The organism is Kitasatospora sp. NPDC005751 (assembly GCF_040630835.1).
Taxonomy (GTDB): Bacteria; Actinomycetota; Actinomycetes; order Streptomycetales; family Streptomycetaceae; genus Kitasatospora.
Genome location: NZ_JBEXYC010000001.1, coordinates 106,802 through 130,856, shown reverse-complemented (window position 1 = coordinate 130,856; position 24,055 = coordinate 106,802). Strand labels below are relative to the sequence as shown.

Here is a 24,055-nt window from a genome sequence, read left to right as displayed (position 1 = left end):
TTCAGGGCCGGACGGGCAGCTCACCGCTGTGCAGGGCGGTCAGGAAGGAGCACCAGGCGTCGGCGGTGAAGGTGAGGGAGGGGCCGTACGGGTCCTTGCTGTCCCGCACCGGCACCGCACCGGGGGCACCGTCCGCGACCTCCACGCAGTTCCCGCCCTCGCTGCCGCTGAAGCTGCTCTTGCGCCACACCAGGTCAGTCGTCATTTCCGTACCCCTCCGCGACGAGATCGTGCATCCAGGACAGGGACTCCTCGGCGTTCATGGCGGTCGACGCGAGCTGGTCGAACACGAGCACATGACGCGCGATGTCCGACTCCTTCTCCAGGTAGAGGCTGCTCGTCAATGCCTCGACATAGACGATGTCGCCCGGTACGTCGGCGAAGGAGAGAATGTGGAAGGCCATGCTCATGGCGGGGTGCGTTCCGGTGCTGAAGGGAAGCACCTGGATCGTGACGCTGGGCTTGTGCGCCAACTCGGCGAGATGGCGCACCTGGGCGCGCATGACCTCTGCCCCGCCGACCGCGCGGCGCAGGGCGGACTCGTTGAGGACCGCCTGGACGACCGGCGGATCGGCGCGCTGGAAGACCTCCTGGCGCTGGATCCGGAGTCTGACCCGGCGTTCGATCTCACCGTGCCCCTGCTCCGACGGCGAGATCCGGAACATGGCGCGGGCGTAGTCCGGCGTCTGCAGCAGCCCGGGGATCAACTCGGTCTCGTAGGCGCGTATGCGGGCGGCATCGGCCTCCAGCCCGACGTAGGTCTGGAACCAGTCGGGGAGGGCGTCCCCGTAGTCGTGCCACCAACCCCGCTGGGTGCTGCGGCGGGTCAGTGAGATGAACTGCCGCCGCTCGAAATCGTCCCGGACGCCGTACAGTTCGAGCAGTGCGCGGACGTCCGATTCCTTCAGGGTGGTCTGGCCCGATTCGATGCGCGAGACCTTTGCGGCGCTGAATCCCAGGGTGTCGGCGACGGTTTTCGCCTGCAGCCCGGTCTGCTCGCGCAGGCGGCGGAACTCGGATCCGAGCCTACGCCGGAGCACGGTCGGGCTGTCCACTCTGGCCGCTCCTTGTCAGTTGACGTCGAGTCACAGTCTGCCACCTCCTCTCGTGATCACAAGAGTCTTACCAGTCCGCGCAATTCCATGCGTGCGAATGTGCGGAAGGCTCGGGGTTCGGCGGAATTCCGGCGGGAGTGATGCCGGTGAATAGCCGGAATGCCGGGGTGGTGGTCGTGCCGGGAGTGGGAAGTCGGCCGGCCCGGATATTCACTCCGCACGCGACCCGTCCGTGGCGGCCTGGCACGCGGGCGTCCGACCGTCTAGACAGGAGGGGTGAACAGAGAGACTCCCGGCCGTGTGGTGGCCGTCGGATCGGTGAACGCCGACCGGATCCTGCGCTGTCCCGTCCTGCCCGCGCCCGGTGAGACGGTGCTGGTGACCTCCGTCGACGAGGGCTTCGGGGGCAAGGGTGCCAACCAGGCGGTCGCCGCCGCCGCGCTGGGGGCCGCCACCCACCTGGTCGCGAGGGTCGGCGCGGACGACGCCGGCCGCCGGGCACTCGCCGAGCTGCGGCGCCGCGTGGTCGGCACCGGCACGGTGGGCACCGAGGGCGCGGCCGCGACGGGGCAGGCCCTGGTCATGGTGGATCCCGGCGGGGAGAACAGCATCCTGGTGCTGCCGGGCGCGAACGCGCTGCTCTCGGCCGGGCACGTCACCGACGCCCTCGCCGCGCTGCGGCTGCGCGCCGGCGACGTGGTGCTGACCAGCGGCGAAGTCCCGCCGCCGTGCCTCGAAGCGGCGGCCGCGGCCGTCGCCGCGGTGCCGGGTGCGCGATGGGTGCACAACGCCGCGCCGGCCGGGACGCTCCCGGCCGGGGCGGCCGGACCGGGCACCCTGCTCGTCGCCAACGCGGTCGAGGCCCGGCAGCTCACCGGCGACGACGATCCGGCCGGGGCGGCCCGGGCGCTGGCGGCGCTCGGCGGGGCCGCGGTGGTCACCCTCGGCGGCGACGGCGCGCTGGTCGCCGAGGACGGCCGCGGCGAACGCGTGACGGCGCCGCCGGTGGCCGTCGTCGACAGCACCGGCGCCGGTGACGTCTTCTGCGGCGCGCTCGCCGCCGAACTCGCCCGCGGCCTCCCGCTCGCCCGGGCGGCGGCCACCGCGGTGGCCGCCGGGGCCTTCGCCGTCACCGCGCTCGGCGCCCGCGGCGCCGTGCCGGGCCGCGCCGACCTGGAGCGGTTGCTCGGAGGGTGAGGCCCGGGCCGTTCGCCGTCACGGCGCCCGGTGCGGCCGCCCTCGGCGTGCGTAGTGGGAGCGCGGTCAGTCGTCGGTGCCCGGTTCGGGGCCGGTGGCCGGGTCGCGGGTGAGCAGGTAGCGCGCGCCCGGGCCGGCCGCGGCGGCACGGTCGGCGGCGTTGTACAGGGCGCAGCGGGAGAGCGAGAGGCAGCCGCAGCCGATGCAGCCGGTGAGCTTGGCCCTGAGTCGCTCCAGCTCGGCGATCTGCTCGTCGATCCGGTTCTGCCAGGACCGGGCGACGCCGTCCCACTCGGTGCCGGTGGGGGCGCGGTGCTCGGGGAGCCGGTCCAGGGCGACCCTGGCCTCGTCGAGGGAGAGGCCGACGCGCTGGGCGGCGCGGACGAACGCGATCCGGCGCAGCGTGCCGCGGGTGAAGCGGCGCTGGCCGCCGGTGGTGCGGGTGGCGTGGATCAGTTCGAGCTTCTCGTAGTAGCGCAGCGCGGAGGTGGCGAGGCCGCTGCGTTCGGAGAGCTGGCCGATGGTGAGCAGGTCGTGCCGGCTCGGTCCGGTGGAGGCTCCGGAGTTCTCGCCGCGGGCGGATGCGGGGGCGGTCATGCCGCTCACTGTAGCCGCTTGACTTCAAGCTGACTTCAAGTTGCAGGATCGTGGGCATGACGACGAACACCGCCACCGCGGCCGGCTTCGAGCAACTCCCGGACCTGATCGGGCGGATGACCGGCGCCGAGAAGCACGGCCCGGCCGCCACCTCCACCCTGGACGTGCTCTGGGTGCTGTACGACCGCGTCCTGCGGGTCACCCCGGGCACCGCGGAGGACCGGGAGCGGGACCGCTTCCTGCTCTCCAAGGGCCACGGCCCGATGGCGTACTACGCGGTGCTGGCGGCGAAGGGCTTCATCGACCCGGAGCTGCTCCCGAGCTTCGGCGCCTACGACTCGCCGCTCGGCCACCACCCGGACCGCCTGCTGATCCCCGGGGTGGAGATCAGTTCCGGCTCGCTCGGGCACGGTCTGCCGCTGGCGGTCGGGACCGCGCTCGGGCTGCGCGCCCAGGGGCTCGACGACCCGGCGGTCTGGGTCCTGCTCGGGGACGCGGAGTTCGACGAGGGCTCGAACCACGAGGCGCTGGCCTTCGCCGGCGCGTACGGGCTGGACCGGCTGCACGTCGTCGTCATCGACAACTCCTCGGCCACGCACGGGTGGCGGGGCGGCATCGCGGCGCGCTTCGCGGGCGAGGGCTGGTCGGCCGAGACCGTGGACGGGCGCGACCACGAGGCGCTGTACGCGGCGTTCACCGCCGAGCACCCGGGGCGCCCGCGCGTCGTGGTGGCCCGGGTGGAGCCGAAGAACCCCTGAGCGCCGCGTCCGTCCGCCGCCCCGACAAGACCTCTCACCAGTAAGGGACTTCACCTCCATGGACACCATGCGCGAGCGCTTCGTCGACGTGACCGCCCGGCTGCTCGACGACGACCCGCGGCTGGCCGTCGTGCTGGCCGACATCAGCGCCTCGGGCTTCGCCACCGCCGCCGAGCGCCACCCCGACCGGGTGGTCAACGTGGGCATCCGCGAGCAGCTGCTGATCGGCGCGGCCGGCGGACTGGCGCTCACCGGGATGCGGCCGATCGCCCACACCTTCGCCAGCTTCCTGATCGAACGCCCCTTCGAGCAGGTCAAGTTGGACCTCGTCCACCAGGGCGTCGGCGCGGTGCTGGTGAGCGCCGTCGGCTCCTACGACTGGCCCGCCGGCGGCCGGACCCACATGTCGCCGGGCGACGTCGCGCTGCTGGACACCCTGCCGGACTGGACGGTCCACGTCCCGGGGCACCCCGACGAGGCGGAGCGGTTGCTGCGGCACGCGGTGGCCGACGGCGACCGCAATGTGTACGTGCGGCTGTCCGAGCACCGCAACGCCTCGGCGGTACCGGTCGAGGCGGGGCGGTTCACCGTCCTGCGCCGGGGCGCCAAGGGCGTGGTGCTCGCGGTCGGCCCGATGCTGGACGCCGTGCTGGCGGCCACCGAGGGGCTGGACGTCTCGGTGCTGTACGCGGCCACCGTGCGGCCGTTCGACGCGGCCGGGCTCCGGGCGGTGGTCGGCGGACGCGCGGACGTGGTGGTGGTCGAGCCCTACCTGGCCGGGACGTCCGCCGGGGAGGTGCACGCGGCGCTGGCGGACCGGGCGCACCGGGTGCTCGCCCTCGGGGTGCCGCGCGCGGAGCACCGGCACTACGGCTCGATGGCCGAGCACCTGGCCGCCTACGGCCTGGACGCGCCCGGGCTGCGGGAGCGGATCGGCACCTTCCTCTGGTGATCCGGCGGGCGGACCGAGGCGCGGGCCGGCCCCGGCCGCGCCGCTCACAGCCGGACGACCGCGACGGAGTCCGGCCCCAGCCGCACCGCCGTCCCGTCGAGCGCGCACTCGCCGAAGGACGCCACCACCTCCCGCCCCGGCCCCCCGAGCGGCAGCGCGGCGGGGGCGCCGCCCAGGTTGACCGCCACCCGGTGGGCCCCCCGGTGCAGCACCAGCCACCGGGCCGCCTCGTCGTACTCGGTCCGGACGGCCGCGAGGTCCGGGTCGGAGAGCTCCGGCCGGGTGCGCCGCAGCCGGATCAGCGTCCGGTACCAGGTGAGCAGTTCGGCGTGCGGGGCGCGCCCCGGCTCGGTCCAGTCGAGGACGGAGCGCAGCACGGTGGCCGGCTCCTGCGGGTCCGGCACCGCGTCGGCCCGCCAGCCGTGCTCGGCGAACTCCCGCCGCCGGCCCTGGCGGACGGCCTCGGCCAGGTTCGGGTCGGTGTGGTCGGTGAAGTACTGCCACGGGGTGGCCGCGCCCCACTCCTCGCCCATGAACAGCATCGGGGTGAACGGCGAGGCGAGCACCAGGGCGGCCCCGCAGGCGAGCCGCCCGGGGGAGAGACCGGGGGAGAGCCGGTCGCCGAGGGCCCGGTTGCCGATCTGGTCGTGGGTCTGCAGGTAACCGAGCAGCCGGTGGCCGTGCGCGGGCGGGAAGGGCCGGCCGTGGCTGCGCTCCCGGAACGAGGACCAGGTGCCGTCGTGGAAGAAGCCGCGGGTGAGCGTCCGGGCCACGGCGGCCAGCGGGGCGCGGGCGAAGTCCCCGTAGTAGCCCTGGGACTCGCCGGTGAGCGCGGTGTGCAGCGCGTGGTGGAAGTCGTCGCTCCACTGGGCGGTGAGGCCCTGGCCGCCGGCCTCGCGGGGGGTGGTGGTGCGGGGGGAGTTGAGGTCGGACTCGGCGACCAGGAACAGCGGCCGGTTGGTGGCGGTCGCCAACCGGTCCACCTCGCAGGAGAGTTCCTCCAGGAAGTGGACGGCGCGGTCGTCCGCGAGGGCGTGCACGGCGTCCAGCCGCAGGCCGTCGATCCGGTAGTCGCGCAGCCAGGCCAGCGCGCTGCCGATCAGGTACCGGCGCACCTCGTCCGAGCCGGGGGCGTCCAGGTTGACCGCCGAGCCCCACGGCGTGTGGTGCCGGTCGGTGAAGTACGGCCCGAAGGCGGGCAGGTGGTTGCCGGACGGGCCGAGGTGGTTGTGCACCACGTCCAGCACGACGCCGAGGCCCTTGCGGTGCGCGGCGTCCACGAAGCGCTTCAGCCCCTCCGGACCGCCGTAGGGCTCGTGCACGGCCCAGAGCGAGACCCCGTCGTAGCCCCAGCCGTGCCGGCCGGGGAACGGGCAGACCGGCAGCAGTTCGACGAAGTCGACACCCAGCTCGACGAGGTGGTCGAGGTGTTCGGCGGCGGCGTCGAAGGTACCGGCGGCCGTGAAGGTGCCGACGTGCAGTTCGTACAGCACGGCGCCGGGCAGCGGGCGGCCGCGCCAGCCGGTCTGCGACCAGCGGAACGCGGCGTGGTCGACGGACCGGCTGGGCCCGTCCGGTCCGTGCGGCTGCCAGGGCGAGCGAGGGTCGGGCAACGGGCGGCCGCCGTCCAGCCGGAACGCGTAGTCCCCGGCCGGCGCCGGCCCGTGCCACCAGCCGGGCCGGCCGTCGTCCCGGGCCAGCGGGTGCCGCGCGCCGTCGACCTCCACCTCGACCCGTTCGGTGGCCGCCGGGGCCCACACCCCGTAGGTCCGGACCTCGTGCGTCGTCACGCCTCGCCCCTCCTGGTCAGCAGCGCCACGGGCTGCGCGGTCAGCAGCTCCGCCACCGGTACCGGGCCGGCCGGGTGGCGGTGCCCGGTCAGTTCGTCCGTCCACGCGCCGCCGGCCGGCAGGTCCAGCGCGGTGTCCTGCCAGCCGCCGGCCCGGGCGAGCCCGTACGGCAGCCGGGTCACCGCCGTGATCACGTCGTCGCCGCGGGCGAAGGCGAGCAGGTGGTCGGCGGCCGGGCCCCGGGCGGCCAGCGGCCGGTAGGCGCCCAGCGGCCGGCGGCGGCGCAGGTGCAGCGCCGTCGCGGTCAGGTGCAGCTTCTCCCGGGCGAGGTCGCCCGCCCGGGGGGTGGCCGAGTCGGTGAGCCGGACGGCGAGCGCGCCGAGGTCCACCACGCCCCGGTTGTCCGGGTCGACCAGGGTGTACAGCGGCTCCTCGCTGCCCTGGTAGAGGTCCGGCACGCCGGGCACGGTCAGGTGCAGCAGGGCGGCGGAGAGGGTGTTGGCCCGGGCGTGGGGCGCGAGGGCCCGGACGAAGCCCTCGATCCGCGGGAGCAGCCCCGGGTTGGCGTAGGCGGCCCGGGCCCGGTCGGCCAGGGCCTGCTCGAAGCGGGCGTCGGGGGCCGTCCAGGAGGTCCGCAGCTTGGCCTCGCGGGCGGCCTTGAGCAGCGCGGGGACGAGCCGGTCCGGCGTGATCGGCCAGGCCGCGACCAGCGTCTGCCAGAGCAGCCAGTCGCTGTTCGGGTCGCCGCCCGGGCCGGCGGCGGTGGACCAGGCGGCGGCCTCGTCGGCCCAGGCCCGCGGCTGCTCGGCGAGCACGGCGAGGCGGGCGCGGGCGTCGGCGCTGCGCTTGGTGTCGTGGGTGGAGAGCACCGTCATGGTGGCCGGCCAGTGCTCCTCGACGTATCGGCACCAGGCGTGGAACGCGGCGGGCGGGAGCCCGGGCCGGGCCGGCTCGCCGCCGACCTCGTTCAGCGCGAGCAGCGCGTTCCACCGGTAGAAGGCGGTGTCCTCGACGCCCTTGGCGGCGACGGCGGCGGCGGTCTGCGCGAAGCGGGCGCAGAACTCGTCCTTCTCGGGCCCGCTGCCGAGCCGCCCGAGGGCGAGGTCGGCGACCAGCCGCCCGGTGGCGTCCTCGGAGCCGTCGAGGGCCGCCCGCACCTGCTCCTCGGAGACCGCCGGGGCGGGCTCGCCGGGCCGGACGTACGGGCGGTACGCGGGGTAGCCGGTGAGCACCCGCCGCAGGGCGTCCCGCAGCTGCCAGGGCGCGTGGTCGGCGTGGGCGGGTTCGGCGGCGCCGATCCGCACGGCGAGCCGGACCAGCCGCTCGACCTCGGCGGCCAGCTCGCCGCGCGGGCCGGTCATGTCGGCCCGCCCGCGCCGGGCGGCGGCGACGGCCGGGTGCGGGTCGGCGCACGGCTCCCCGCCGGACCCGGCCCCGCTGACCGCGTGCTCGTAGGCGCCGGCCAGCCGGCAGGCGCCGGCGTGGTCGGTGAGCACGCCGTCGATGCGGCGCAGCGCGTCGTACCCGGTGGTGCCGGCGCACGGCCAGTCCCCGGGGAGGCGCTCCTCACCGGTGAGGATCTTCTCCACGACCGTGTAGGCGCCGCCGGTGGCCCCGGCGAGCCGGCGCAGGTAGCCGCGCGGGTCGGCCAGGCCGTCCGGGTGGTCGATCCGGAACCCGTCCAGGACGCCCTCGCGGTGCAGCCGCAGCAGCACGCCGTGGGTCGCCTCGAACACCTCGGGGACTTCGACCCGGACGGCGATCAGCTCGTTGACGGTGAAGAACCGCCGGTAGTTCAGCTCGGTGCGGGCCAGCCGCCACCAGGCGAGCCGGTACCACTGCCGGCTGAGCAGCTCGGGGAGCGGGAGGCCGGCGGTGCCGGGCCGCAGCGGGAGGGCGTGGTCGTGGTAGCGGAGCTCCTCGCCGTCGACCACGAGGTCGCCGAGGACGGCCCCGAGCCGGTCGCCGAGCAGCGGCAGCAGCACCCGGCCGCGGCCGGGGGAGTCCGGGGGGCCCGGCTGGGCGGTCCAGTCGATGTCGAACCAGGGTGCGTACGGCGAGTCGGGGCCGTCCCGCAGGACGTGCCAGAGCGGCCGGTTGAGCCGTTCGGGGACGGGGACGGCCATGTGGTTGGGCACCACGTCGGCGAGCAGCCGCAGGCCGTGCCGGTGGGCTTCGGCGGCCAGCGCGCGCAACGCCGGTTCGCCGCCGAGCTGGGCGCTGATCCGGCCGTGGTCGACGGTGTCGTAGCCGTGGGTGGATCCGGGGGCGGCCTCCAGCAGCGGGGACAGGTGGAGGTGGGAGACGCCGAGGGCGGCGAGGTAGGGCACCGCGGCGGTGGCGTCGTGGAGGGTGAAGCCGGGCTGCAGCTGGAGGCGGTAGGTGGCGGACGGTACTGCGGCCGGGCGGGGCTGGGCGGGCTCGGCGGCGTAGGTCATGTGTCCATGACTACCCGTGCGAGCCCGCGGCCAAGACCCGTTGCTGATCCGAACAGGTGAACGTGGTGACCGCGGCACGCCGTGGGGCCCGTCCGCGGACCCCGAGCGCCGCCCCGCGGCCGGGCGTCCGGCGCCCGGCCTAGGCCGGCCGCTGGAGCACCATCAGCGAGCGGTCGACGAGCGAGAGCGCGTCCCCTGCCTTGACCCGGGCGCCGGCGCCGGGGGCGGGCAGCCGGGGCTGGGCGGTGTCGACCACGACCTGCCACTCCTGGCCGTGGTCGGCCGGGACGGTGAACTCCAGCGGTTCGAAGTGGGCGTTGAACATCAGCAGGAAGGAGTCGTCGACGATCCGCCCGCCGCGCCGGTCCGGCTCCGAGATGGCGTAGCCGTTGAGGAAGACGGTGAGCGACTTCGCGTAGCTGGCACCCCAGTTGCGCTTGGTCATCTCCTCCCCGCCGGGGGTGAACCAGGCGATGTCGGTGAGGTCCTCGTAGAGGCCGTTGGCCGGGCGGCCCGAGACCGGGCGGCCGTGGAAGAAGCGGCGCCGCCGGAAGACGGGGTGGTCGCGGCGGAGCCAGATCATGCCCTGGGTGAATTCGAGCAGCCGGGACTCGGGGCCGTCGCCCTCGGGCCAGTGCACCCAGGCGAGTTCGTTGTCCTGGCAGTAGGCGTTGTTGTTGCCCTCCTGGGTGCGGCCGAGCTCGTCGCCGTGCGAGAGCATCGGCACGCCCTGGGAGAGCATCAGGGTGGCGATCAGGTTCCGCTGCTGGCGGGCGCGCAGTTCCTCGATGGCCGGGTCGGTGCTCGGGCCCTCGGCGCCGCAGTTCCAGGAGCGGTTGAAGGATTCGCCGTCCCGGTTGTCCTCGCCGTTGGCCTCGTTGTGCTTGTCGTTGTAGGAGACCAGGTCGCGCAGGGTGAAGCCGTCGTGGCAGGTGACGAAGTTGATCGAGGCGATCGGGCGGCGGCCGTCGTCCTGGTAGAGGTCGGAGGAGCCGGTGAGCCGGGAGCCGAACTCGGCGAGCGTGGCGTTCTCGCCGCGCCACAGGTCGCGCACGGTGTCCCGGTACATGCCGTTCCACTCCGTCCACAGCGGAGGGAAGTTGCCCACCTGGTAGCCGCCCTCGCCGAGGTCCCACGGCTCGGCGATCAGCTTGGCCTGGGAGACCACCGGGTCCTGCTGGACGAGGTCGAAGAACGAGGAGAGCCGGTCCACCTCGTGGAACTGCCGGGCCAGCGTGGCGGCGAGGTCGAAGCGGAAGCCGTCGACGTGCATCTCGGTGACCCAGTAGCGCAGCGAGTCCATGATCAGCTGGAGGACGTGCGGGCTGCGCATCAGCAGGCTGTTGCCGGTGCCCGTGGTGTCCTCGTAGAACCGCTGGTCCTGGGCGAGCCGGTAGTAGGAGACGTTGTCCAGGCCGCGCAGCGAGAGGGTGGGCCCGAGGTGGTTGCCCTCGGCGGTGTGGTTGTAGACGACGTCCAGGATCACCTCGATGCCGGCCGCGTGCAGCGCCTTCACCATCGACTTGAACTCCTGCACCTGCTGGCCTCTGTCCCCGGTGGAGGAGTAGGAGGAGTGCGGGGCGAAGAAGCCGACCGTGTTGTAGCCCCAGTAGTTGGCCAGGCCGAGGTCGCGCAGCCGGTGGTCGCGGACGAACTGGTGCACCGGCATCAGCTCGATCGCGGTGACGCCGAGCTTGGCCAGGTGCTCGATCACCGCCGGGTGGGCCAGCCCCGCGTAGGTGCCGCGGATCTCCTCGGGGATGCCGGGGTGGAGCTTGGTGAGGCCCTTCACATGGGCCTCGTAGACCACCGTGCGGTGGTAGTCCGTGCGCGGCGGCCGGTCGGTGCCCCAGTCGAAGTACGGATTGACGACCACCGAGTGCATGGTGTGCGGGGCGGAGTCGAGGTCGTTGCGGCGCTCGGGCGCGCCGAAGTGGTAGCCGTAGACCGACTCGTCCCAGTCGATGTTCCCGCTCATCGCCTTGGCGTACGGGTCCAGCAGCAGTTTGGCGCTGTTGTGCCGCTGGCCGAGGCCCGGGTTGTACGGTCCGTGGACGCGGAAGCCGTACCGCCGGCCGGGCTGGACCCCGGGGAGGTAGGCGTGCCGGACGAAGGCGTCCGTCTCGCGCAGCTCGACGGCCGTCTCCGACCCGTCCTCGTCGAGCAGGCAGAGCTCGATGCGGTCGGCGCTCTCGGAGAACACCGCGAAGTTGGTACCGGCCCCGTCGAAGGTGGCACCGAGGGGGTAGGGCTTCCCTGGCCAGACCTGCATGAGTCCTCAACTTCCTTGTGTCGAAGGGAAACTGACAGGTAGTCCGACTATCAGCCCGGACCCCGACGCTCTCTTCCCGGCTGGGCGGCCGGGCATGTGCGACGGTCGCGCGCCGTGACGCACGGCACAGTCCGCATACTCCCCGACGCCGCCCCCGAGGGCGGGGCCATTCGCCGCGTGTTCGCCCGAACGGGTGTCCGCCGGGTACCCCCGGGGCCGCCGGGACGCACGGGGCGGCCGGGGCGCACGCGCCCCCCTCGGCCAACCGGCTGCGGGCGCCTCGCGGCGGGCAGTACCCTTGATCGTCCGGCCGCTTCCCGCGCCGTGGCGATCCATCAGGGAGTGCGGCGCCGGCGGACGCGGCAGGACCGGCAGCACCCGACAGAAGACCCGACAGACGATCCGGCAGACCACCGGCTCCGGCAGCAACCAGGTGAGGTGGCGCATGGTGTACCCCGCCGGCGGCCGTGGCGGTGGGCCCGGCGGCCCCGACCGGGGCGGCGCCCGCAGCGAGGCCCCGACGGTCGTCATGCGCCCCGCCATGACCGGCCGGGCCGTGGTGCCGGCCCAGGGCGGCCCGGTCGAGATACCGGCCCTCGCCTGGTCCGGCGCCGAGTGGGAGGACGCCTACCAGCGGGTCCGGCTGGCCGGGCGGGCGTACGTCTGGCTCAACCTGGTCGAGCAGCGGCTGCGCTCCCTCGTCGACGAGGTGCTCTACCCCATCTACGCGCCCGCCCACGGCGAGGACTGGGTGACGGCCGCGGCCGGCCCGGCCGGCGAGGAGTGGGCCCACCGGGCCGGCGCCGTCCGCGAGGTCAGCCGCCGCAAGGGCTACCTGCTCGACCCGGCCGACGACGACCCGCTGGTCTTCCTCACCCTGCCCCAGCTGCGCGAGCTGATGGTCCAGCACTGGCCCTGCTTCGACCCCTACCTGGCCGACCGCCGGGAGATCGAGCTGGCGCTGGACGAACTGGAGGTGGCCCGGCACGTCGTCTCCCGCAACCGCGTCCTGACCCCGACCGTGCTCGCCCAGACCGAACGCGCCGCCGCCCGGCTGCTCGCCGTGCTGGACGGCGGCACCGGCGGCGTCCCCGCCGACGTCGTCGAGTCCCTGGTGGCCGGCCGGTACGCGGACGTGGTCGCGGTGCACGCCGACCGGGTCCGGCTCCAGCGCGACCTGCCGGTGGAGGACCTGCTGGACGGCGCCCGGCGGCTGGACGCGCTCGGCATCGGCCTCGGCATGCTCTGCCAGAACTACACCGGCAAGCGCCTGGTCCGCCTCGCCACCGACGGCTGCCGGGTCCGGCTGCTCTTCCTCAACCCGGCGAGCAGCGCCGTCCGCCGCCGGGAACGCGAACTGGGCCTCGGCCGCGGCGAGCTGGCCCGTTCGATCGAGATGAACATCATGCACGTGCGCCGGGTCCGGGCCCGGTTGCGCGACCAGGGCGGCTTCGAGATCCGGGTCTTCGACGAGACCCCGCGCTTCACCGCCTACCTGGTCGAGGGCCCGCGCCCGTCCGGCCAGACCGGCGGCCCCCGCCGGCAGACCCGGGACCTCGGGGTGGTCCAGCCCTACCTGCGCCGGGCCCGCGGCATGGAGTCGCCCGCCCTGGTCCTGCGCGGCGGCGCCGGCCAGCAGCCGGGCGGCACCGACGCCGGGCTGCTGGAGGTCTACCGCGAGGAGTTCGAGGGCATCTGGGGGGACTCCCGGCCGGTCTCCTGAGCGGCCGGCGGGCCGGTTGGCGCGCAGGGGCCGCCGCGAAACCGGCTGGCCCGGCCGGCCGGGCCGCTGGAAGACTGCCCCGGTGACCACCACCCCCGCCTGGACGAAGCGCCCCGCCACGACCGCCGACCTCGAACCCCTGGTCGAGCTGCGCGCCGTGGTGCTGCGCCCCGACCTCGAACGGCTCGGCCGCTACGACGAGCACCGGGTCCGGCGGCGGCTGCGCGACTCCTTCTCCACCCGCTGGACGTCGGCCGTGCTGGTCGACGGCGCCCTCGCCGGCTGCGTCACCGTCCGCCCCGACGGGTTGGGCGGGCGGCTGCTGGAGCACTTCTACCTCGCCCCGGAGCTCCAGGGCCGGGGCGTCGGCTCCGGCGTCCTGCGGTCCGTCCTGGCCGAGGCCGACGCCGCCGGCGAGCCGGTGCGGCTCGACGTCCTCCGGGGCAGCCCCGCCCGCCGCCTCTACGAGCGGCACGGCTTCACCCTGGTCTCCGAGGACCCGGTCGACGTCCGGCTGCTCCGCCGGCCCGTCGGCTCGCCCGCCGCCGCCCGGCTGCGGGACCGGGCCCTGCTCTGGACCATCGGTGAGCTGCGGGCCCGCGAGGTGGTGGAGGCGGCCTGCGGGGCCCTGGCCGCCGGGCTCGACACCCCGGCCCTGCGGACCCTCGCCGCCCGCACCTACGGGGAGGCGGACGCCTCGGTCGCCGAGCTGCTGGCGCCGGCGCTCGCGGAGCTCGGACTCGACCTCCCGCCGGTCGACAGCCGCTCCGCCCAGCGGGCGGGGCTGGTGGCGCTGGCCGCCCGGCTGCTGACCGGCGAGCTGACGCCGAGGGAGCTGGCGCACGCGGCGCACCGGCGGTGGGGGCACGAGGACGGGCCGGCCGAGGCGCTCGCCCTCCTCGACGACGACTACGACCTGCTCGGCCGCAGCACCCGGACGCCCGGCGAACTCGACGAGGAGGTGTGGGCCGAGGCCCGCCGGCTGACCGCGCACGCGGGGGCCGGGGCCGGGGCGGCGGCCGGGGCGTCGGCCGCGGCGGCGAACTGACCCGCGGGCGCCGGGCGTCCCGCCACCACCGCCGAAGCGCCGCCGCCGCGTCGGTCCCGGCGGGCTGTCGACCGGCCCTGGGCCAGGGGCGGAGCCGTCATGGCCCGCGTCGGTCAGCGGCGGTCCGGACCGGTCGCCGGGCCACTCGCGGCGGGCCACCGCCGCTGGGCACTTCGCCGGTCTCCACCGGGCCCGGGACGGTGCCGGCGGGCCGGGCCGGAGCCTGCCCGGCGGGGCCCGGGGGCGGTGCCCGACCGCCCCACCGGCGGCGTTGTCGGTGGCCCGGGCGATGATAGGGGCTGTTTCGACCAGCAGGACGGAAGGACGCACCCCTATGAGCTGGTGGCAGCAGCCACTGGTCGGCTTCGACCTGGAGACCACGGGCACCGACCCGACCGTGGACCGCATCGTCACGGCCGCCCTCGTGGACACCGTCGGAGCCCGCCGGCTGAGCGCCACCGGCTGGCTGGTCGACCCGGGCGTCCCGATCCCCGCCGAGGCGGAGGCGATCCACGGCATCGGCGACGAGCTCGTCCGCAGCAAGGGCCGCCCGGCCAAGGCGGCGGTCGACGAGATAGCCACCGCCCTGTGCGAGCGGCTCGCGGCCGGTCACCCGGTGGTCGCCTTCAACGCCCCCTTCGACCTCTCGCTGCTCGACGCCGAGCTGCGCCGCCACGGCCTGGCCCCCTTGGCCGAGCGCCTCGGCGGTCCGGTCGCGCCGGTCCTCGACGCCCTGGTCATCGACCGGGCCGTCGACAAGTACCGCAAGGGCTCGCGCACCCTCCAGCGGGTCTGCGAGGTGTACGGGGTCGAGCTGACCGACGCCCACGAGGCCGGCAGCGACGCCCTCGCCGCCGTCCGGGTCGCCGTCGCCCTCGCGGAGCGGTACCCGGCCGAGGTCGGCGAGGTGCCGCTCGCCGTCCTGCACACCCGCCAGATCGACTGGTACCGGAGCTGGGCGGAGGGCCTGGAGGCCTGGCTCCGCCGCGGCAAGGACCCGCAGGCCGTCATCGACCCGCGCTGGCCCCTGCGCTGAGGGCCTGACCGCCGGAGCACCCGGCCGCGCGGGCCGGGCCGACCGGGCCTCGCGCCGCGTCGGGCACCGGCCGGTCGTGCGGGACGGTGATCAGGTCCGCCGACCGGGTGGCCGGCGGTGGGGAGGCCGTCGCACCCCGTACCCGGTGGTCAACCGCTGTCCGGGCGCGTCGGGTTGATCGGTCGCCCGGTGCGGCCCGGTGATCACCGGCCGGGCTGTCGCGAGGTGTTCGGCCGGTCGGCCGGGTCAGCGCGCGGGGAGGTCGAAGCGGTAGCCCTGGGCGATCAGCCAGGGGAGCAGCTGCTTCAGCGCGGCGACGGTCTGGCTCCGGTCGCCGCCGCCGTCGTGCATCAGGATCACGCCGCCGGGCCGGAGTTGGCTCTGCACGGTGGAGACGATCGAGGCGACGCCCGGGCGGGACCAGTCGCGCGGGTCGACCGACCAGCCGAGCGGGCGCAGGCCCTCGGCCGCGGCGAGGTGCTGGTTGTCGGTAGTGAACCCGCCGCCGGGGGCCCGGAACCAGGCGACCTCGGTGCCCGGCCCGCCGGCCCGCACGATCATGTCCCGGCCGCCGGAGATCTGGGACGCGGCGTTGTCGTGCGAGAGCGGGGCGAACGGCAGCGGGTGGCTCACGGTGTGGTCGCAGAGCCGGTGGCCGGCCGCCCGGATCCGCTTGACCATGGCGGGTTGGGCGGCGGCCTGCTGGCCGATCTGGCAGAACGTCGCCTTGACGCCGTACCGGGCCAGCAGGTCCAGGACCTCGCCGGTGGCGGGGCCCGGCCCGTCGTCGAAGGTGAGCGCCACCGTCCGCCCGCCGGAGGCGGTGGAGCGGACGACCGAGGTGGACACCCCGGTCGCGGGCGGGGCGGGCGGGGCCGGCGGGGCCGGTGTCGTCGTGGGCGGCCGGGCGGCCGGTGCGGTGGACGGGGTCTTGGCGGGCACCGGGGTCTTCGAGGGAGCCGGGGTCCGGGGAGGAGCCGGTGGCTTGGGCGTGGCCGGTCCGCCGGTCGCGGGCTTCGAAGCCGGCACGGCGTCGCCCGGCGGGGTGGCGGCGGGGGCGCTGCCCGACGGCGGGGACGAGGACGGGGAGGAGGACGCCGAAGAGGAGCCGGAGGGGGACCCGGCGGGCGAGGCGGACGGAGCCGGGGCGCCGGTGCCCGACGCGGTGGTGCCCGAGGCGTTCCCCGACGCGGTGGTGTCCGGCTGCGGCTGCAGCGCCCCGTTGGCGGTGCCGCAGGCGGCCAGGGCGAGTGAGGCGACCACCGCCACGCAGCCCGCGAGCAGCCGGCGGCGGCGTCGGACGGAGGGGGAGGGACGCTGCGAGGTGGTGTGCTCCGGCATGGCTGCGGCTCCTGAGGCACTGGGCGGCTACCGGTCCCCGATCAGGGAGACTGTCCGACAAGACGCCCGTCGGACCGCCCCGGTTGCACGCCGGAGCCGCCGATCCCACGCGGAAGACGGCAGGCTCAGAACGGGTACCAGCGCACCCCGGTGGCGCCCTCGCGCAGCGAATCGACCCGCCGGCGGAACTCCGCCAGCGCGGCCGGGTTGCCCGGCGCCTGCTGGGCCACCCAGGAGGCGCTCGCCGTCTCGCGGGCGCCGCGCAGCACCGCGAAGCCCGCCCACTCCCGGACGTCCCAGCCGTACGCCTCGGTGAACGCCCGGTACTCCTCGGCCGGGACGCCGTACCGGTCGTGGCTGAGCGCGAGCACCACCAGGTCGTGCTCGCGCAGGTCGTGCGAGGCGTACTCCAGGTCGAGCAGGACGGGCCCGTCGGCCCCGATGTGGACGTTGCGCGGCAGCGCGTCGCCGTGGATCACGCCGGTCGGCAGCTGCGCGGGCAGGCCGGGCAGCGCGGCGGCGAAGTCGTCGCGGCGGTCCCGGAGGAAGGCGACGTCGGCGGGGTCGACGTGCCCCTCGGCGGAGGCCAGCCAGCGCTCGACAGGGGCGAGGAGGTCCCGGCGGGCGAGCGGGAAGGGCGGCAGCGGCAGCCGGTGGAGGGCGAGCAGCAGCGGCGCGAGGTCCACCGGCCGGGCGGGCCGTTCGGCGGGGGCCAGCCGCTCCCAGAAGGTCACGGGGTGGCCGTCGACGACGTTCGGCTCGGGCGGGACGGCGTCGTACGGGCGGACCACCGGGATGCCCCGGTCGGCCAGCCAGCGGGCGAAGCCGAGCTCCCGCCCGGCCCGGTCGGACAGCTCGGGGCCGCGGCCGACCTTGGCCACCACGGCCGGGTCGCCGAGGTCGAAGACGGCGTTCTCGCCCAGGGCGAGCAGCCGGGCGCCGCCGGGCTCGGGCAGGCCGGCGGACGCGCAGGCCCGGGCGAGCAGCAGCCGGGCGCGGCCCTCGTCGAAGGGGATCATGGGGCTGCTCCGTTCCGCGGGACGCCTGGACGGTGATCATCATGACGCACGCGGGCCGGGCCCCGCGCGACGCGGGGCCCGGTCACGGCCGGCGGCCGGCGGGCGACGGGCGGGTGGCGGCCGGTGGACGGCGGGGTGCCGGCGGTGGTGTCAGACCCCGACCCGGCGGTGCCGGGGCCGCTCGGGTTCGGCCGGCCCGGTGGTGGTTCCGGGGCCGTGGACCGCTGCGCCGACCGGCGGGAGGCTCCCGCCGTGCGAGAGCCCGGGCAGCCACCGCAGCCAGGTCGGCAGGTACCAGGTGCGCTCGCCGAGCAGGGTCATCACCGCGGGCAGCAGCACCGCGCGGACCACCGTCGCGTCGATCAGTACCGCGACGGCGAGGCCGGCGCCCATCTGCTTCATCGCCCGCATGGAGAGGGTGCCGAAGACCGCGAACACCGCGACCATGATCACTACCGCGCTGGTGACCACCCCGGCGGTGCCGGGGCGGCGCAGCCGGCCGAGCAGCGGGACGCGGCCCTTCTCGACCCGGTCGCCCAGCATGGACAGCAGGGCGGGCAGCACGGTGAGCGAGCCGAGCACGGCGGTGACCACGACCACGATGGTGGCGTAGGCCATCGCCTGGAACTCGGCCATGCCGGTGAGGAACATGCCGGCCATCGCGACCACCACGGCGACCCCGGAGACCAGCACGGCCCGGCGGCTGGCGGCGGCGGCGACGGCGTCCAGCACGGCCGTGACGTTCTTCACAGGCACCTCGTCGCCGCCGGCGACGTCGAACCGGACGAGGACGGAGCGGCCGTCCGCCGAGACCGCCCCGGTGTCGTACGGGGAGCGGACGTAGGTGGCCCGGCCGGTGCCGGTCACTCCGGCGAGCACCTGGTCGACGGCGGCACGGAAGGCCGGTGCGTCGGCGGTCGTGGTGGCACCCTGGACCAGCACGGTCTCGCTCGCCGGGGCGGTCAGCCCCGCGTCGTCGAGGATCCGCGCGGCTCGGGAGACCTGGCCGGGAAGGGGCCGTTGAGCAGGCATCCGGCTGGCGGGGGAGTCGTCCGGGGGGTCGGCCACGGGAACGGGGTGGGGTCATCCCTACCGGGGAACCCTGACTTCTCCTCCCTCAGAGTGGGTGCGAACTCCACCCTGAGGGGGAGTGGTCTCCACCCCGAGCACGAGGTGAGAGGGCCGCCCGGCGGGTGAAGATGGTGCGGGGCGGCTGGACGGCGTCCCTGAGGGGGTTGGTCTACGGGGGATATTTGCTTGCCGGTCGGCAAGCAAGTTCTCGTATGATGATGTCCTCATCTCACTTACCTGCCGACCGGCTAGGGGCGGGCCTCGTCGCCATGCCCTGCCCGGTCCTCCGTCGCCCGGAGTCCCGTCCCCCAAGGGCTGGCGGTGAACCATGCCCAGGAGGCATCACGAGCATGTTCCACCGACTCGGACATTTCGTCGTCCGTCGCGCCTGGTGGGTGATCGCGGCATGGGTTGTCGCGATGATCGCGATCGTGGCCGGCGCGCCGACGATCACCGCACAGACCGACGAGGCTTCCTTCCTTCCCAAGCACTACGAGTCCATCCAGGCCTCGGCGCTCCAGGAGAAGGCGTTCCCGGCCAACTTCACGCCCTCCGCGATGGTGCTCTTCGAGCGCAACGACGGCGCCGCGATGAACGACGCCGACAAGGCCGCCATGGCCAAGATCGTCCAGGGTCTCTCGGACAAGAAGATCGCGGACGTCGAGAAGGTCATCCCGGTCAGCGAGCAGACGACGTCCAAGGACGGCAAGTACGCGCTCGCGCCGATAGCCATCGACAAGGCCAAGCAGCAGTCCGAGGACTTCGGCGAGGCCGCCAAGCACCTCCGCGAGGAGGGCAAGTCGCTCACCTCGGGGACCGACCTGAAGTTCCAGCTCGGTGGCGCCGCCGCCCAGGCGCTGGACCAGAAGGAGTCCTCCGGCTCGGCCGACGCGCTCATCGCGATGTCCACGGTCGTCCTGGTCGCGCTCATCGTCGGAATCATCTTCCGCAGCGTCCTGGCCGGACTCCTGCCGATCCTGATCTCGCTGGTGGTCGCCATGCCGACCGCCAACGGCGTGATCGCCTACGCCACCAAGGCGTTCGGCCTGGAGAGCACCCCGGTGCTGTCGGCGATCCTGATCGTCGTCGTGCTCGGTGTCGGCACCGACTACTTCCTCTTCCTGGCGTTCCGCTACCGCGAGCGGCTGCGGGCCGGGGACGACCGCAAGGAGGCCGTGGCCAACGCCGTCGGCCGGGTCGGTGAGGCGATCGCTTCGGCGGCCGGCGCCGTCACCGTCGCCTTCGCGGTGCTGATCCTCTCCAGCCTCGGCATGTTCAAGGCCCTCGGCCCGGCGCTGGCCATCGCGGTGATCGTCACCGCGCTCGCCTCGCTCACCCTGGCCCCCGCCGTGCTCGCGGTCATCCCGGCGCGCGGTGTGTTCTGGCCGGGCAAGAAGTGGATGAACGAGCCGGGCAACGCCCGCTTCACCGCGCTCGGCCGCATGGTCGAGAAGCGCCCCGCCCTGGTCGCCCTGGCCTCCGGCGGCGTGCTGGTGGCGCTGTCGGCCGGCGCCCTGGGCTACAACGGCACCTTCGACCTCGCGGGCAGCTCCATGCCCAAGGACAAGGAGTCGATGGTCGTCCAGGACAAGCTGATGAACGGCTTCTCGGCCGGCGCGGCCGACCCGAGCCACGTCTACCTGACCAGCACCGCGGGCGCCAAGCTCGACCCGGCCGCGTTCGAGGGCTTCGCGGCCAAGCTCGGCGGCGTCCACGGGGTGTCCCCGGTCGCGGCGAAGCCCCAGCTCAGCGAGGACGGCACGACGGCCGACTTCACCGTGCTGCTCAACAACGAGCCGTCCAGCAACGCGGCGATCGACTCGCTCACCGAGCTGCGGGAGGTCGCGCACAGCCAGGCGCCGACGGGCACGGAGGCGAAGGTCGGCGGTCTGACCGCCGTCTACAAGGACATCAACCTCGCGATGAACCACGACTACAAGCTGGTGTTCCCGGTCGCGGGTCTGCTGATCCTGCTGATCCTGGGCCTGCAGCTGCGCAGCGTGGTCGCCCCGTGGTACCTGATGGTCTCGGTCGGGCTCGGCTTCACGGCCACCCTCGGCTCCGCCACGCTGCTCTTCCAGAAGCTGGGCAGCGAGAGCGGTCTGATGTTCATGCTGCCGATCCTGATCTACCTCTTCGTGGTGGCGATCGGGACGGACTACAACATCCTGATCATCGCCCGCCTGCGGGAGGAGGCCCGCGCGGGCCGCAACCCGCGTGAGGCGGCCCGTGAGGCGCTGCGCCACGGCGGCCCGACCGTCGCGGCGGCCGGGTTCATCCTGGCGGCGTCGTTCGCGACCTTCATGCTCGCGGGCAACGTGTTCATGCTGGAGTTCGGCTTCGCGATGGCCTTCGGCATCGCCCTGGCGGCCTTCGTGATGGCGCTCTTCTTCACCCCGGCGCTCACCGCGCTGATCGGCCGCGCCGCCTGGTGGCCCGGCCACGGCGCCGACGACCAGCACCAGTCCGGCCCGGCCCCGGTGGCCGGTTCGCACGGTGTGCCGGAGCCGGCCGGACGGCACTGACCGCCCCGTCGCACCGCACGGCACGCGGCGTCCGCTTCGGCGGGCGCCGCGTGCCCGCTTTGCGGCGCGGGCAAACGTGACGTGCCAGGCAAAAAGTCCCCGGTCAATCGGGGTGGCGCCGTGCTACAGTCGACTCAGTTGCAGTTTTGGTTCCCATGAACGTTTGTGTGCGCCTGCTGGTTCAACCCAACAGGCGCATTTGTTTTGTCCGGTGTTTCAGTCTCCGGATGGGGATCGCGGCTACTTGGGGTCCACGAAGTGTGGGCTCTGATGCCCCAGTTTTTTGAGGAGACGGTTATGGCTACCGGCACCGTGAAGTGGTTCAACAGCGAAAAGGGCTTCGGCTTCATCGAGCAGGATGGTGGCGGCGCTGACGTGTTCGCCCACTACTCGAACATCAGCGCTCAGGGCTTCCGTGAGCTCGTCGAGGGCCAGAAGGTCGAGTTCGACGTCACGCAGGGCCAGAAGGGCCCGCAGGCCGAGAACATCCGCGTCATCTGAGTCCAGCTTCCGAGCTGACTCGCGATCTCGCGTAGCGAGGGCCCGTACCGCACGGTGCGGGCCCTCGTGCATGCCGCCGAACGGCCGGGGCGGCGAATTCCCACCCGACGGCCGACCAGCCCCGACCGGGCTGTGCCTCCCATCGGATGGAGAATCCATGACCACCCCTGCCCGCGCACCCCGTGACAACGAGCGCGGCGGCGACCGTTCGCGCAAGCCCCGCACCGGCGGCGGCGCCCGCAACGGCGGCGCCCCCCGTGCCTCCCGCGGCGGCGCCCCGCGCAACAGCGCCCCGCGCGCCGCCCAGGCGCCCGCCGACTTCACCGTCGTCCAGGGGGGCACCCCGCCGCGGCCCCCGGCGGCCACCTTCGGCGAGCTGGACCTGCCCAAGGGCATCCTCAGCGCGCTCACCCGCGAGGGCGTCACCGAGCCGTTCCCGATCCAGGGCGCCACCCTGCCGGACTCCATCGCCGGCCGCGACGTGCTCGGCCGCGGCCGCACCGGCTCCGGCAAGACGCTCGCCTTCGGCCTGCCGCTGCTGGCCCGCACGGCCGGCAAGCGCGCCGACTCCCGGCACCCGCTGGCCCTCGTCCTGGTGCCCACCCGTGAGCTGGCCCAGCAGGTCACCGACGCGCTCACCCCGTACGCCACCGCCGTGAACCTGCGGATCGCCACCGTCGTCGGCGGTATGTCGATCACCCGGCAGGCCAACGCCGTGCGCCGGGGCGCCGAGGTCCTGGTCGCCACCCCGGGCCGGCTGGACGACCTGATCAACCGCGGCGACGTCCGACTGGGCGACGTGGCCATCACCGTCCTCGACGAGGCCGACCAGATGGCCGACATGGGCTTCCTGCCGCAGGTCACCAAGCTGCTGGAGCAGGTCGCCGAGGGCGGGCAGCGGATGCTGTTCTCCGCCACCCTGGACCGCAACGTCGACCGGCTGGTCAAGCGCTTCCTGACCGACCCGGTCACCCACTCGGTCGACCCGTCGGCCGGCGCGGTGACCACCATGGACCACCACGTGCTCCAGCTGGACCCGGCCGACAAGGCCTCCGCGACCGCGCACATCGCCTCGCGCGACGGCCGCGTGATCATGTTCGTGCACACCAAGCACGGCGCCGACCGCCTCGCCAAGCAGCTGCTGGCCAACGGCGTGAAGGCGGCGGCCCTGCACGGCGGCAAGTCCCAGCCCCAGCGCAACCGGGTGCTCGACCAGTTCCGCGACGGTCTGGTGACCGCGCTGATCGCCACCAACGTGGCCGCCCGCGGCATCCACATCGAGGGCCTCGACCTGGTCGTCAACGTGGACCCGCCGATCGACCACAAGGACTACCTGCACCGCGGCGGCCGCACCGCCCGGGCCGGCGAGTCCGGCACGGTCGTCACCCTGGTCCTGCCCGACCAGCGGCGCGAGGTCAACCGGCTGATGACGGTCGCCGGCATCCGCCCGACCACGACCAAGATCCGCCCGGGCGACGCCGAGCTGACCCGGATCACCGGTGCCCGCACTCCCAGCGGCGTACCCGTCGCGGTGGTCGTCCCGGCCCCGGCCGCCGCTCCGGCCGCCGAGGCCAAGGCCGGCGCCCCGCGCCGCCGCCCCGCCAAGCGCTCGGGCCTGCCCACCGACGTCGACATGAACGGCAACCCGCGCCGCCCCCGTCCGAAGCAGCGCCTCGGCGGTGCCGGCGGCGGCCAGGGCGGCGGTGGCAGCCGCCAGGCCGCGGGCTTCATCGGCCGCTCCTCCGGCCGCCCGGCGCCCGGCTCGGGCTCCAAGACCGGCGCCAACTACGGCACCGGCCGCCAGCGCCGCAAGACCGACTGAGTCCTTCCGGACGCGGACGAGGACGAACGGCCCGGCTCCCCTCGGTGGGGGAGCCGGGCCGTTCGCGTGCGCCGGAGGGGGCGTGCCGGCCGGGCCGCTCAGGCGCTGGCGCTGAGCGCCGGTGCGGCGACGGCCTCGCGGCAGGCCCCGAGGTAGCGCCCGAGCACCAGGCGGGCGATCTCGGGGGCGGCGCCGAGGACCTCGGCGAGGACGTCCGCCTCCGCCTCGGCCGCGGCGTCCACGATCCGGTCCGGCAGCAGACCCGGGGCGAGCAGGTAGGGCGCGACGGCCACCCGGCGGGCCCCGGCCGCCCGCAGCGCGGCGGCGGCGGCGGGGACGCGCGGGCCGCCGGCGGAGGCGTACGCGACCTCGACGCCGGCCCAGCCGCGGGTCCGGCGCCACTCGGCGGCCACCGCCCGGGTGGCGGCGTCGGCGGCCGGGTCGGAGGAGCCGGCCGCGGCCAGCACGACACCGGTGCGGGCGCGGACGGCGGGGGAGCCGACGGCCAGCCCGGCCCCGGCGAGGCGGCGGTCCAGCGCGGCGAGCAGCAGTGGGGAGGGGACGGGGAGCGGCCCGGTCGCCGGCGCCGCGTCCGCGACGCGCGGTCGCGCCGGGCCCAGCACGTCCGCGACCGGCAGGTCGGCGCCGGCGGCGCGCAGGGCGGCGGGGATGTCGTGCTTGGCGTGGAAGGCCCGGTTCAGCAGCAGCGGAACGGCCACGGCCGCCGGCAGCCGGCCGGCCACCTGCGGGATCCGCGGCGCGCAGTGGTCCAGGTACGCGGTGGCGACCTCCAGCCCGGGGCGCAGCGCCCGGACCTGCTCGACCACCCCCGCCACGGTCGCGGCGTGGCGGGGGTCGCGGCTGCCGTGGGCGATCAGCAGGAGCGGTCGATCCGGTGCAGACATGATCA

The 24,055-nt window shown here is 74.9% G+C and carries 18 protein-coding genes and 1 pseudogene; 9 read left to right on the top strand and 10 right to left on the bottom strand.

The genetic code is table 11. The annotated features are described in order from the left end of the window. Nucleotide 1: 1 nt before the first annotated feature. Both ABZ497_RS00600 and ABZ497_RS00595 read right to left on the bottom strand, forming a co-directional pair. On the bottom strand, nucleotides 2–205 hold the full coding sequence (locus ABZ497_RS00600; RefSeq protein WP_329487168.1) for a DUF397 domain-containing protein: 204 nt from the start codon (nucleotides 203–205) through the stop codon (nucleotides 2–4). Beyond that, complete coding sequence (locus tag ABZ497_RS00595; protein WP_329487167.1) at nucleotides 195–1,055, bottom strand: helix-turn-helix transcriptional regulator; 861 nt, start codon at nucleotides 1,053–1,055, stop codon at nucleotides 195–197. Before ABZ497_RS00595 ends, ABZ497_RS00600 begins: the two co-directional genes overlap by 11 nt. 276 nt (nucleotides 1,056–1,331) lie before the next feature. Here ABZ497_RS00595 and ABZ497_RS00590 point away from each other — a divergent pair, with 276 nt between their 5' ends. Further along, nucleotides 1,332–2,252, top strand: coding sequence for a PfkB family carbohydrate kinase (locus ABZ497_RS00590; RefSeq protein ID WP_359802391.1), 921 nt, complete (start codon nucleotides 1,332–1,334; stop codon nucleotides 2,250–2,252). A 66-nt stretch (nucleotides 2,253–2,318) separates the two neighbouring features. On the opposite strand, the gene soxR is transcribed toward ABZ497_RS00590, so the two are convergent. Then, a complete protein-coding gene (soxR, locus tag ABZ497_RS00585) occupies nucleotides 2,319–2,849 on the bottom strand; it encodes a redox-sensitive transcriptional activator SoxR (protein WP_329487165.1) in 531 nt (176 codons plus the stop codon). 56 nt (nucleotides 2,850–2,905) lie between these two features. Between soxR and ABZ497_RS00580 the strand changes: the two genes are divergently transcribed. Beyond that, on the top strand, nucleotides 2,906–3,607 hold the full coding sequence (locus tag ABZ497_RS00580) for a thiamine pyrophosphate-dependent enzyme (RefSeq protein ID WP_329487164.1): 702 nt from the start codon (nucleotides 2,906–2,908) through the stop codon (nucleotides 3,605–3,607). A gap of 58 nt (nucleotides 3,608–3,665) precedes the next feature. Further along, a complete protein-coding gene (locus ABZ497_RS00575; protein WP_359802388.1) occupies nucleotides 3,666–4,559 on the top strand; it encodes a transketolase C-terminal domain-containing protein in 894 nt (297 codons plus the stop codon). Between the two features lie 44 nt (nucleotides 4,560–4,603). Here ABZ497_RS00575 and treZ read toward each other — a convergent pair whose 3' ends face one another. From treZ to glgX, 3 genes are all read right to left on the bottom strand, one after another. Then, nucleotides 4,604–6,349 (bottom strand): malto-oligosyltrehalose trehalohydrolase, encoded by a 1,746-nt coding sequence (gene treZ / locus ABZ497_RS00570; protein WP_359802385.1) that lies wholly within the window; start codon nucleotides 6,347–6,349, stop codon nucleotides 4,604–4,606. After that, complete coding sequence (gene treY, locus ABZ497_RS00565) at nucleotides 6,346–8,787, bottom strand: malto-oligosyltrehalose synthase (RefSeq protein ID WP_359802382.1); 2,442 nt, start codon at nucleotides 8,785–8,787, stop codon at nucleotides 6,346–6,348. The genes treZ and treY overlap by 4 nt, the downstream gene beginning before the upstream one ends. A 139-nt stretch (nucleotides 8,788–8,926) precedes the next feature. After that, entirely contained in the window at nucleotides 8,927–11,059 is a 2,133-nt protein-coding gene (gene glgX, locus ABZ497_RS00560) for a glycogen debranching protein GlgX (protein ID WP_359802380.1), read from the bottom strand. A gap of 445 nt (nucleotides 11,060–11,504) precedes the next feature. Between glgX and ABZ497_RS00555 the strand changes: the two genes are divergently transcribed. From ABZ497_RS00555 to ABZ497_RS00545, 3 genes and pseudogenes are all read left to right on the top strand, one after another. Continuing rightward, entirely contained in the window at nucleotides 11,505–12,782 is a 1,278-nt protein-coding gene (locus ABZ497_RS00555) for an SAV2148 family HEPN domain-containing protein (RefSeq protein WP_329487159.1), read from the top strand. An 82-nt stretch (nucleotides 12,783–12,864) separates the two neighbouring features. Beyond that, nucleotides 12,865–13,311: pseudogene (locus ABZ497_RS00550) on the top strand (GNAT family N-acetyltransferase); the annotation flags it as partial. Between the two features lie 853 nt (nucleotides 13,312–14,164). Then, complete coding sequence (locus tag ABZ497_RS00545) at nucleotides 14,165–14,866, top strand: exonuclease domain-containing protein (protein WP_352290295.1); 702 nt, start codon at nucleotides 14,165–14,167, stop codon at nucleotides 14,864–14,866. 246 nt (nucleotides 14,867–15,112) lie between these two features. Here ABZ497_RS00545 and ABZ497_RS00540 read toward each other — a convergent pair whose 3' ends face one another. From ABZ497_RS00540 to ABZ497_RS00530, 3 genes are all read right to left on the bottom strand, one after another. Beyond that, complete coding sequence (locus ABZ497_RS00540; RefSeq protein ID WP_359802377.1) at nucleotides 15,113–16,207, bottom strand: polysaccharide deacetylase family protein; 1,095 nt, start codon at nucleotides 16,205–16,207, stop codon at nucleotides 15,113–15,115. Nucleotides 16,208–16,332: 125 nt separating this feature from the next. After that, nucleotides 16,333–17,226, bottom strand: coding sequence for an aminoglycoside phosphotransferase family protein (locus ABZ497_RS00535; RefSeq protein ID WP_359802375.1), 894 nt, complete (start codon nucleotides 17,224–17,226; stop codon nucleotides 16,333–16,335). 150 nt (nucleotides 17,227–17,376) lie between these two features. Further along, nucleotides 17,377–18,258, bottom strand: coding sequence for an MMPL family transporter (locus ABZ497_RS00530; RefSeq protein WP_359802983.1), 882 nt, complete (start codon nucleotides 18,256–18,258; stop codon nucleotides 17,377–17,379). Nucleotides 18,259–18,647: 389 nt separating this feature from the next. Between ABZ497_RS00530 and ABZ497_RS00525 the strand changes: the two genes are divergently transcribed. From ABZ497_RS00525 to ABZ497_RS00515, 3 genes are all read left to right on the top strand, one after another. Beyond that, nucleotides 18,648–20,822, top strand: a complete 2,175-nt coding sequence (locus ABZ497_RS00525; RefSeq protein ID WP_359802374.1) for an MMPL family transporter — start codon at nucleotides 18,648–18,650, stop codon at nucleotides 20,820–20,822. A 297-nt stretch (nucleotides 20,823–21,119) separates the two neighbouring features. Then, nucleotides 21,120–21,323: a cold-shock protein gene (locus ABZ497_RS00520; protein WP_329487154.1), complete on the top strand. Its 204-nt coding sequence runs from the start codon at nucleotides 21,120–21,122 to the stop codon at nucleotides 21,321–21,323. A 157-nt stretch (nucleotides 21,324–21,480) separates the two neighbouring features. After that, nucleotides 21,481–23,145 (top strand): DEAD/DEAH box helicase, encoded by a 1,665-nt coding sequence (locus ABZ497_RS00515; RefSeq protein WP_329487153.1) that lies wholly within the window; start codon nucleotides 21,481–21,483, stop codon nucleotides 23,143–23,145. A gap of 98 nt (nucleotides 23,146–23,243) precedes the next feature. Here the strand turns inward: ABZ497_RS00515 and ABZ497_RS00510 are convergent, their stop codons facing one another. After that, nucleotides 23,244–24,050: a CbiX/SirB N-terminal domain-containing protein gene (locus ABZ497_RS00510; RefSeq protein WP_359802372.1), complete on the bottom strand. Its 807-nt coding sequence runs from the start codon at nucleotides 24,048–24,050 to the stop codon at nucleotides 23,244–23,246. Nucleotides 24,051–24,055: the final 5 nt, after the last annotated feature.

Bases quoted from the DNA above. Each gene is read 5' to 3' on its own strand.
- ABZ497_RS00540 (WP_359802377.1), bottom strand. From the start codon at position 16,207: ATGCCGGAGCACACCACCTCGCAGCGTCCCTCCCCCTCCGTCCGACGC.
- ABZ497_RS00535 (WP_359802375.1), bottom strand. From the start codon at position 17,226: ATGATCCCCTTCGACGAGGGCCGCGCCCGGCTGCTGCTCGCCCGGGCC.
- glgX (WP_359802380.1), bottom strand. From the start codon at position 11,059: ATGCAGGTCTGGCCAGGGAAGCCCTACCCCCTCGGTGCCACCTTCGAC.
- treY (WP_359802382.1), bottom strand. From the start codon at position 8,787: ATGACCTACGCCGCCGAGCCCGCCCAGCCCCGCCCGGCCGCAGTACCG.
- ABZ497_RS00600 (WP_329487168.1), bottom strand. From the start codon at position 205: ATGACGACTGACCTGGTGTGGCGCAAGAGCAGCTTCAGCGGCAGCGAG.
- ABZ497_RS00555 (WP_329487159.1), top strand. From the start codon at position 11,505: ATGGTGTACCCCGCCGGCGGCCGTGGCGGTGGGCCCGGCGGCCCCGAC.
- ABZ497_RS00580 (WP_329487164.1), top strand. From the start codon at position 2,906: ATGACGACGAACACCGCCACCGCGGCCGGCTTCGAGCAACTCCCGGAC.
- soxR (WP_329487165.1), bottom strand. From the start codon at position 2,849: ATGACCGCCCCCGCATCCGCCCGCGGCGAGAACTCCGGAGCCTCCACC.
- ABZ497_RS00575 (WP_359802388.1), top strand. From the start codon at position 3,666: ATGGACACCATGCGCGAGCGCTTCGTCGACGTGACCGCCCGGCTGCTC.
- ABZ497_RS00520 (WP_329487154.1), top strand. From the start codon at position 21,120: ATGGCTACCGGCACCGTGAAGTGGTTCAACAGCGAAAAGGGCTTCGGC.
- ABZ497_RS00515 (WP_329487153.1), top strand. From the start codon at position 21,481: ATGACCACCCCTGCCCGCGCACCCCGTGACAACGAGCGCGGCGGCGAC.
- ABZ497_RS00510 (WP_359802372.1), bottom strand. From the start codon at position 24,050: ATGTCTGCACCGGATCGACCGCTCCTGCTGATCGCCCACGGCAGCCGC.
- ABZ497_RS00545 (WP_352290295.1), top strand. From the start codon at position 14,165: ATGAGCTGGTGGCAGCAGCCACTGGTCGGCTTCGACCTGGAGACCACG.
- ABZ497_RS00525 (WP_359802374.1), top strand. From the start codon at position 18,648: ATGTTCCACCGACTCGGACATTTCGTCGTCCGTCGCGCCTGGTGGGTG.
- ABZ497_RS00530 (WP_359802983.1), bottom strand. From the start codon at position 18,258: ATGCCTGCTCAACGGCCCCTTCCCGGCCAGGTCTCCCGAGCCGCGCGG.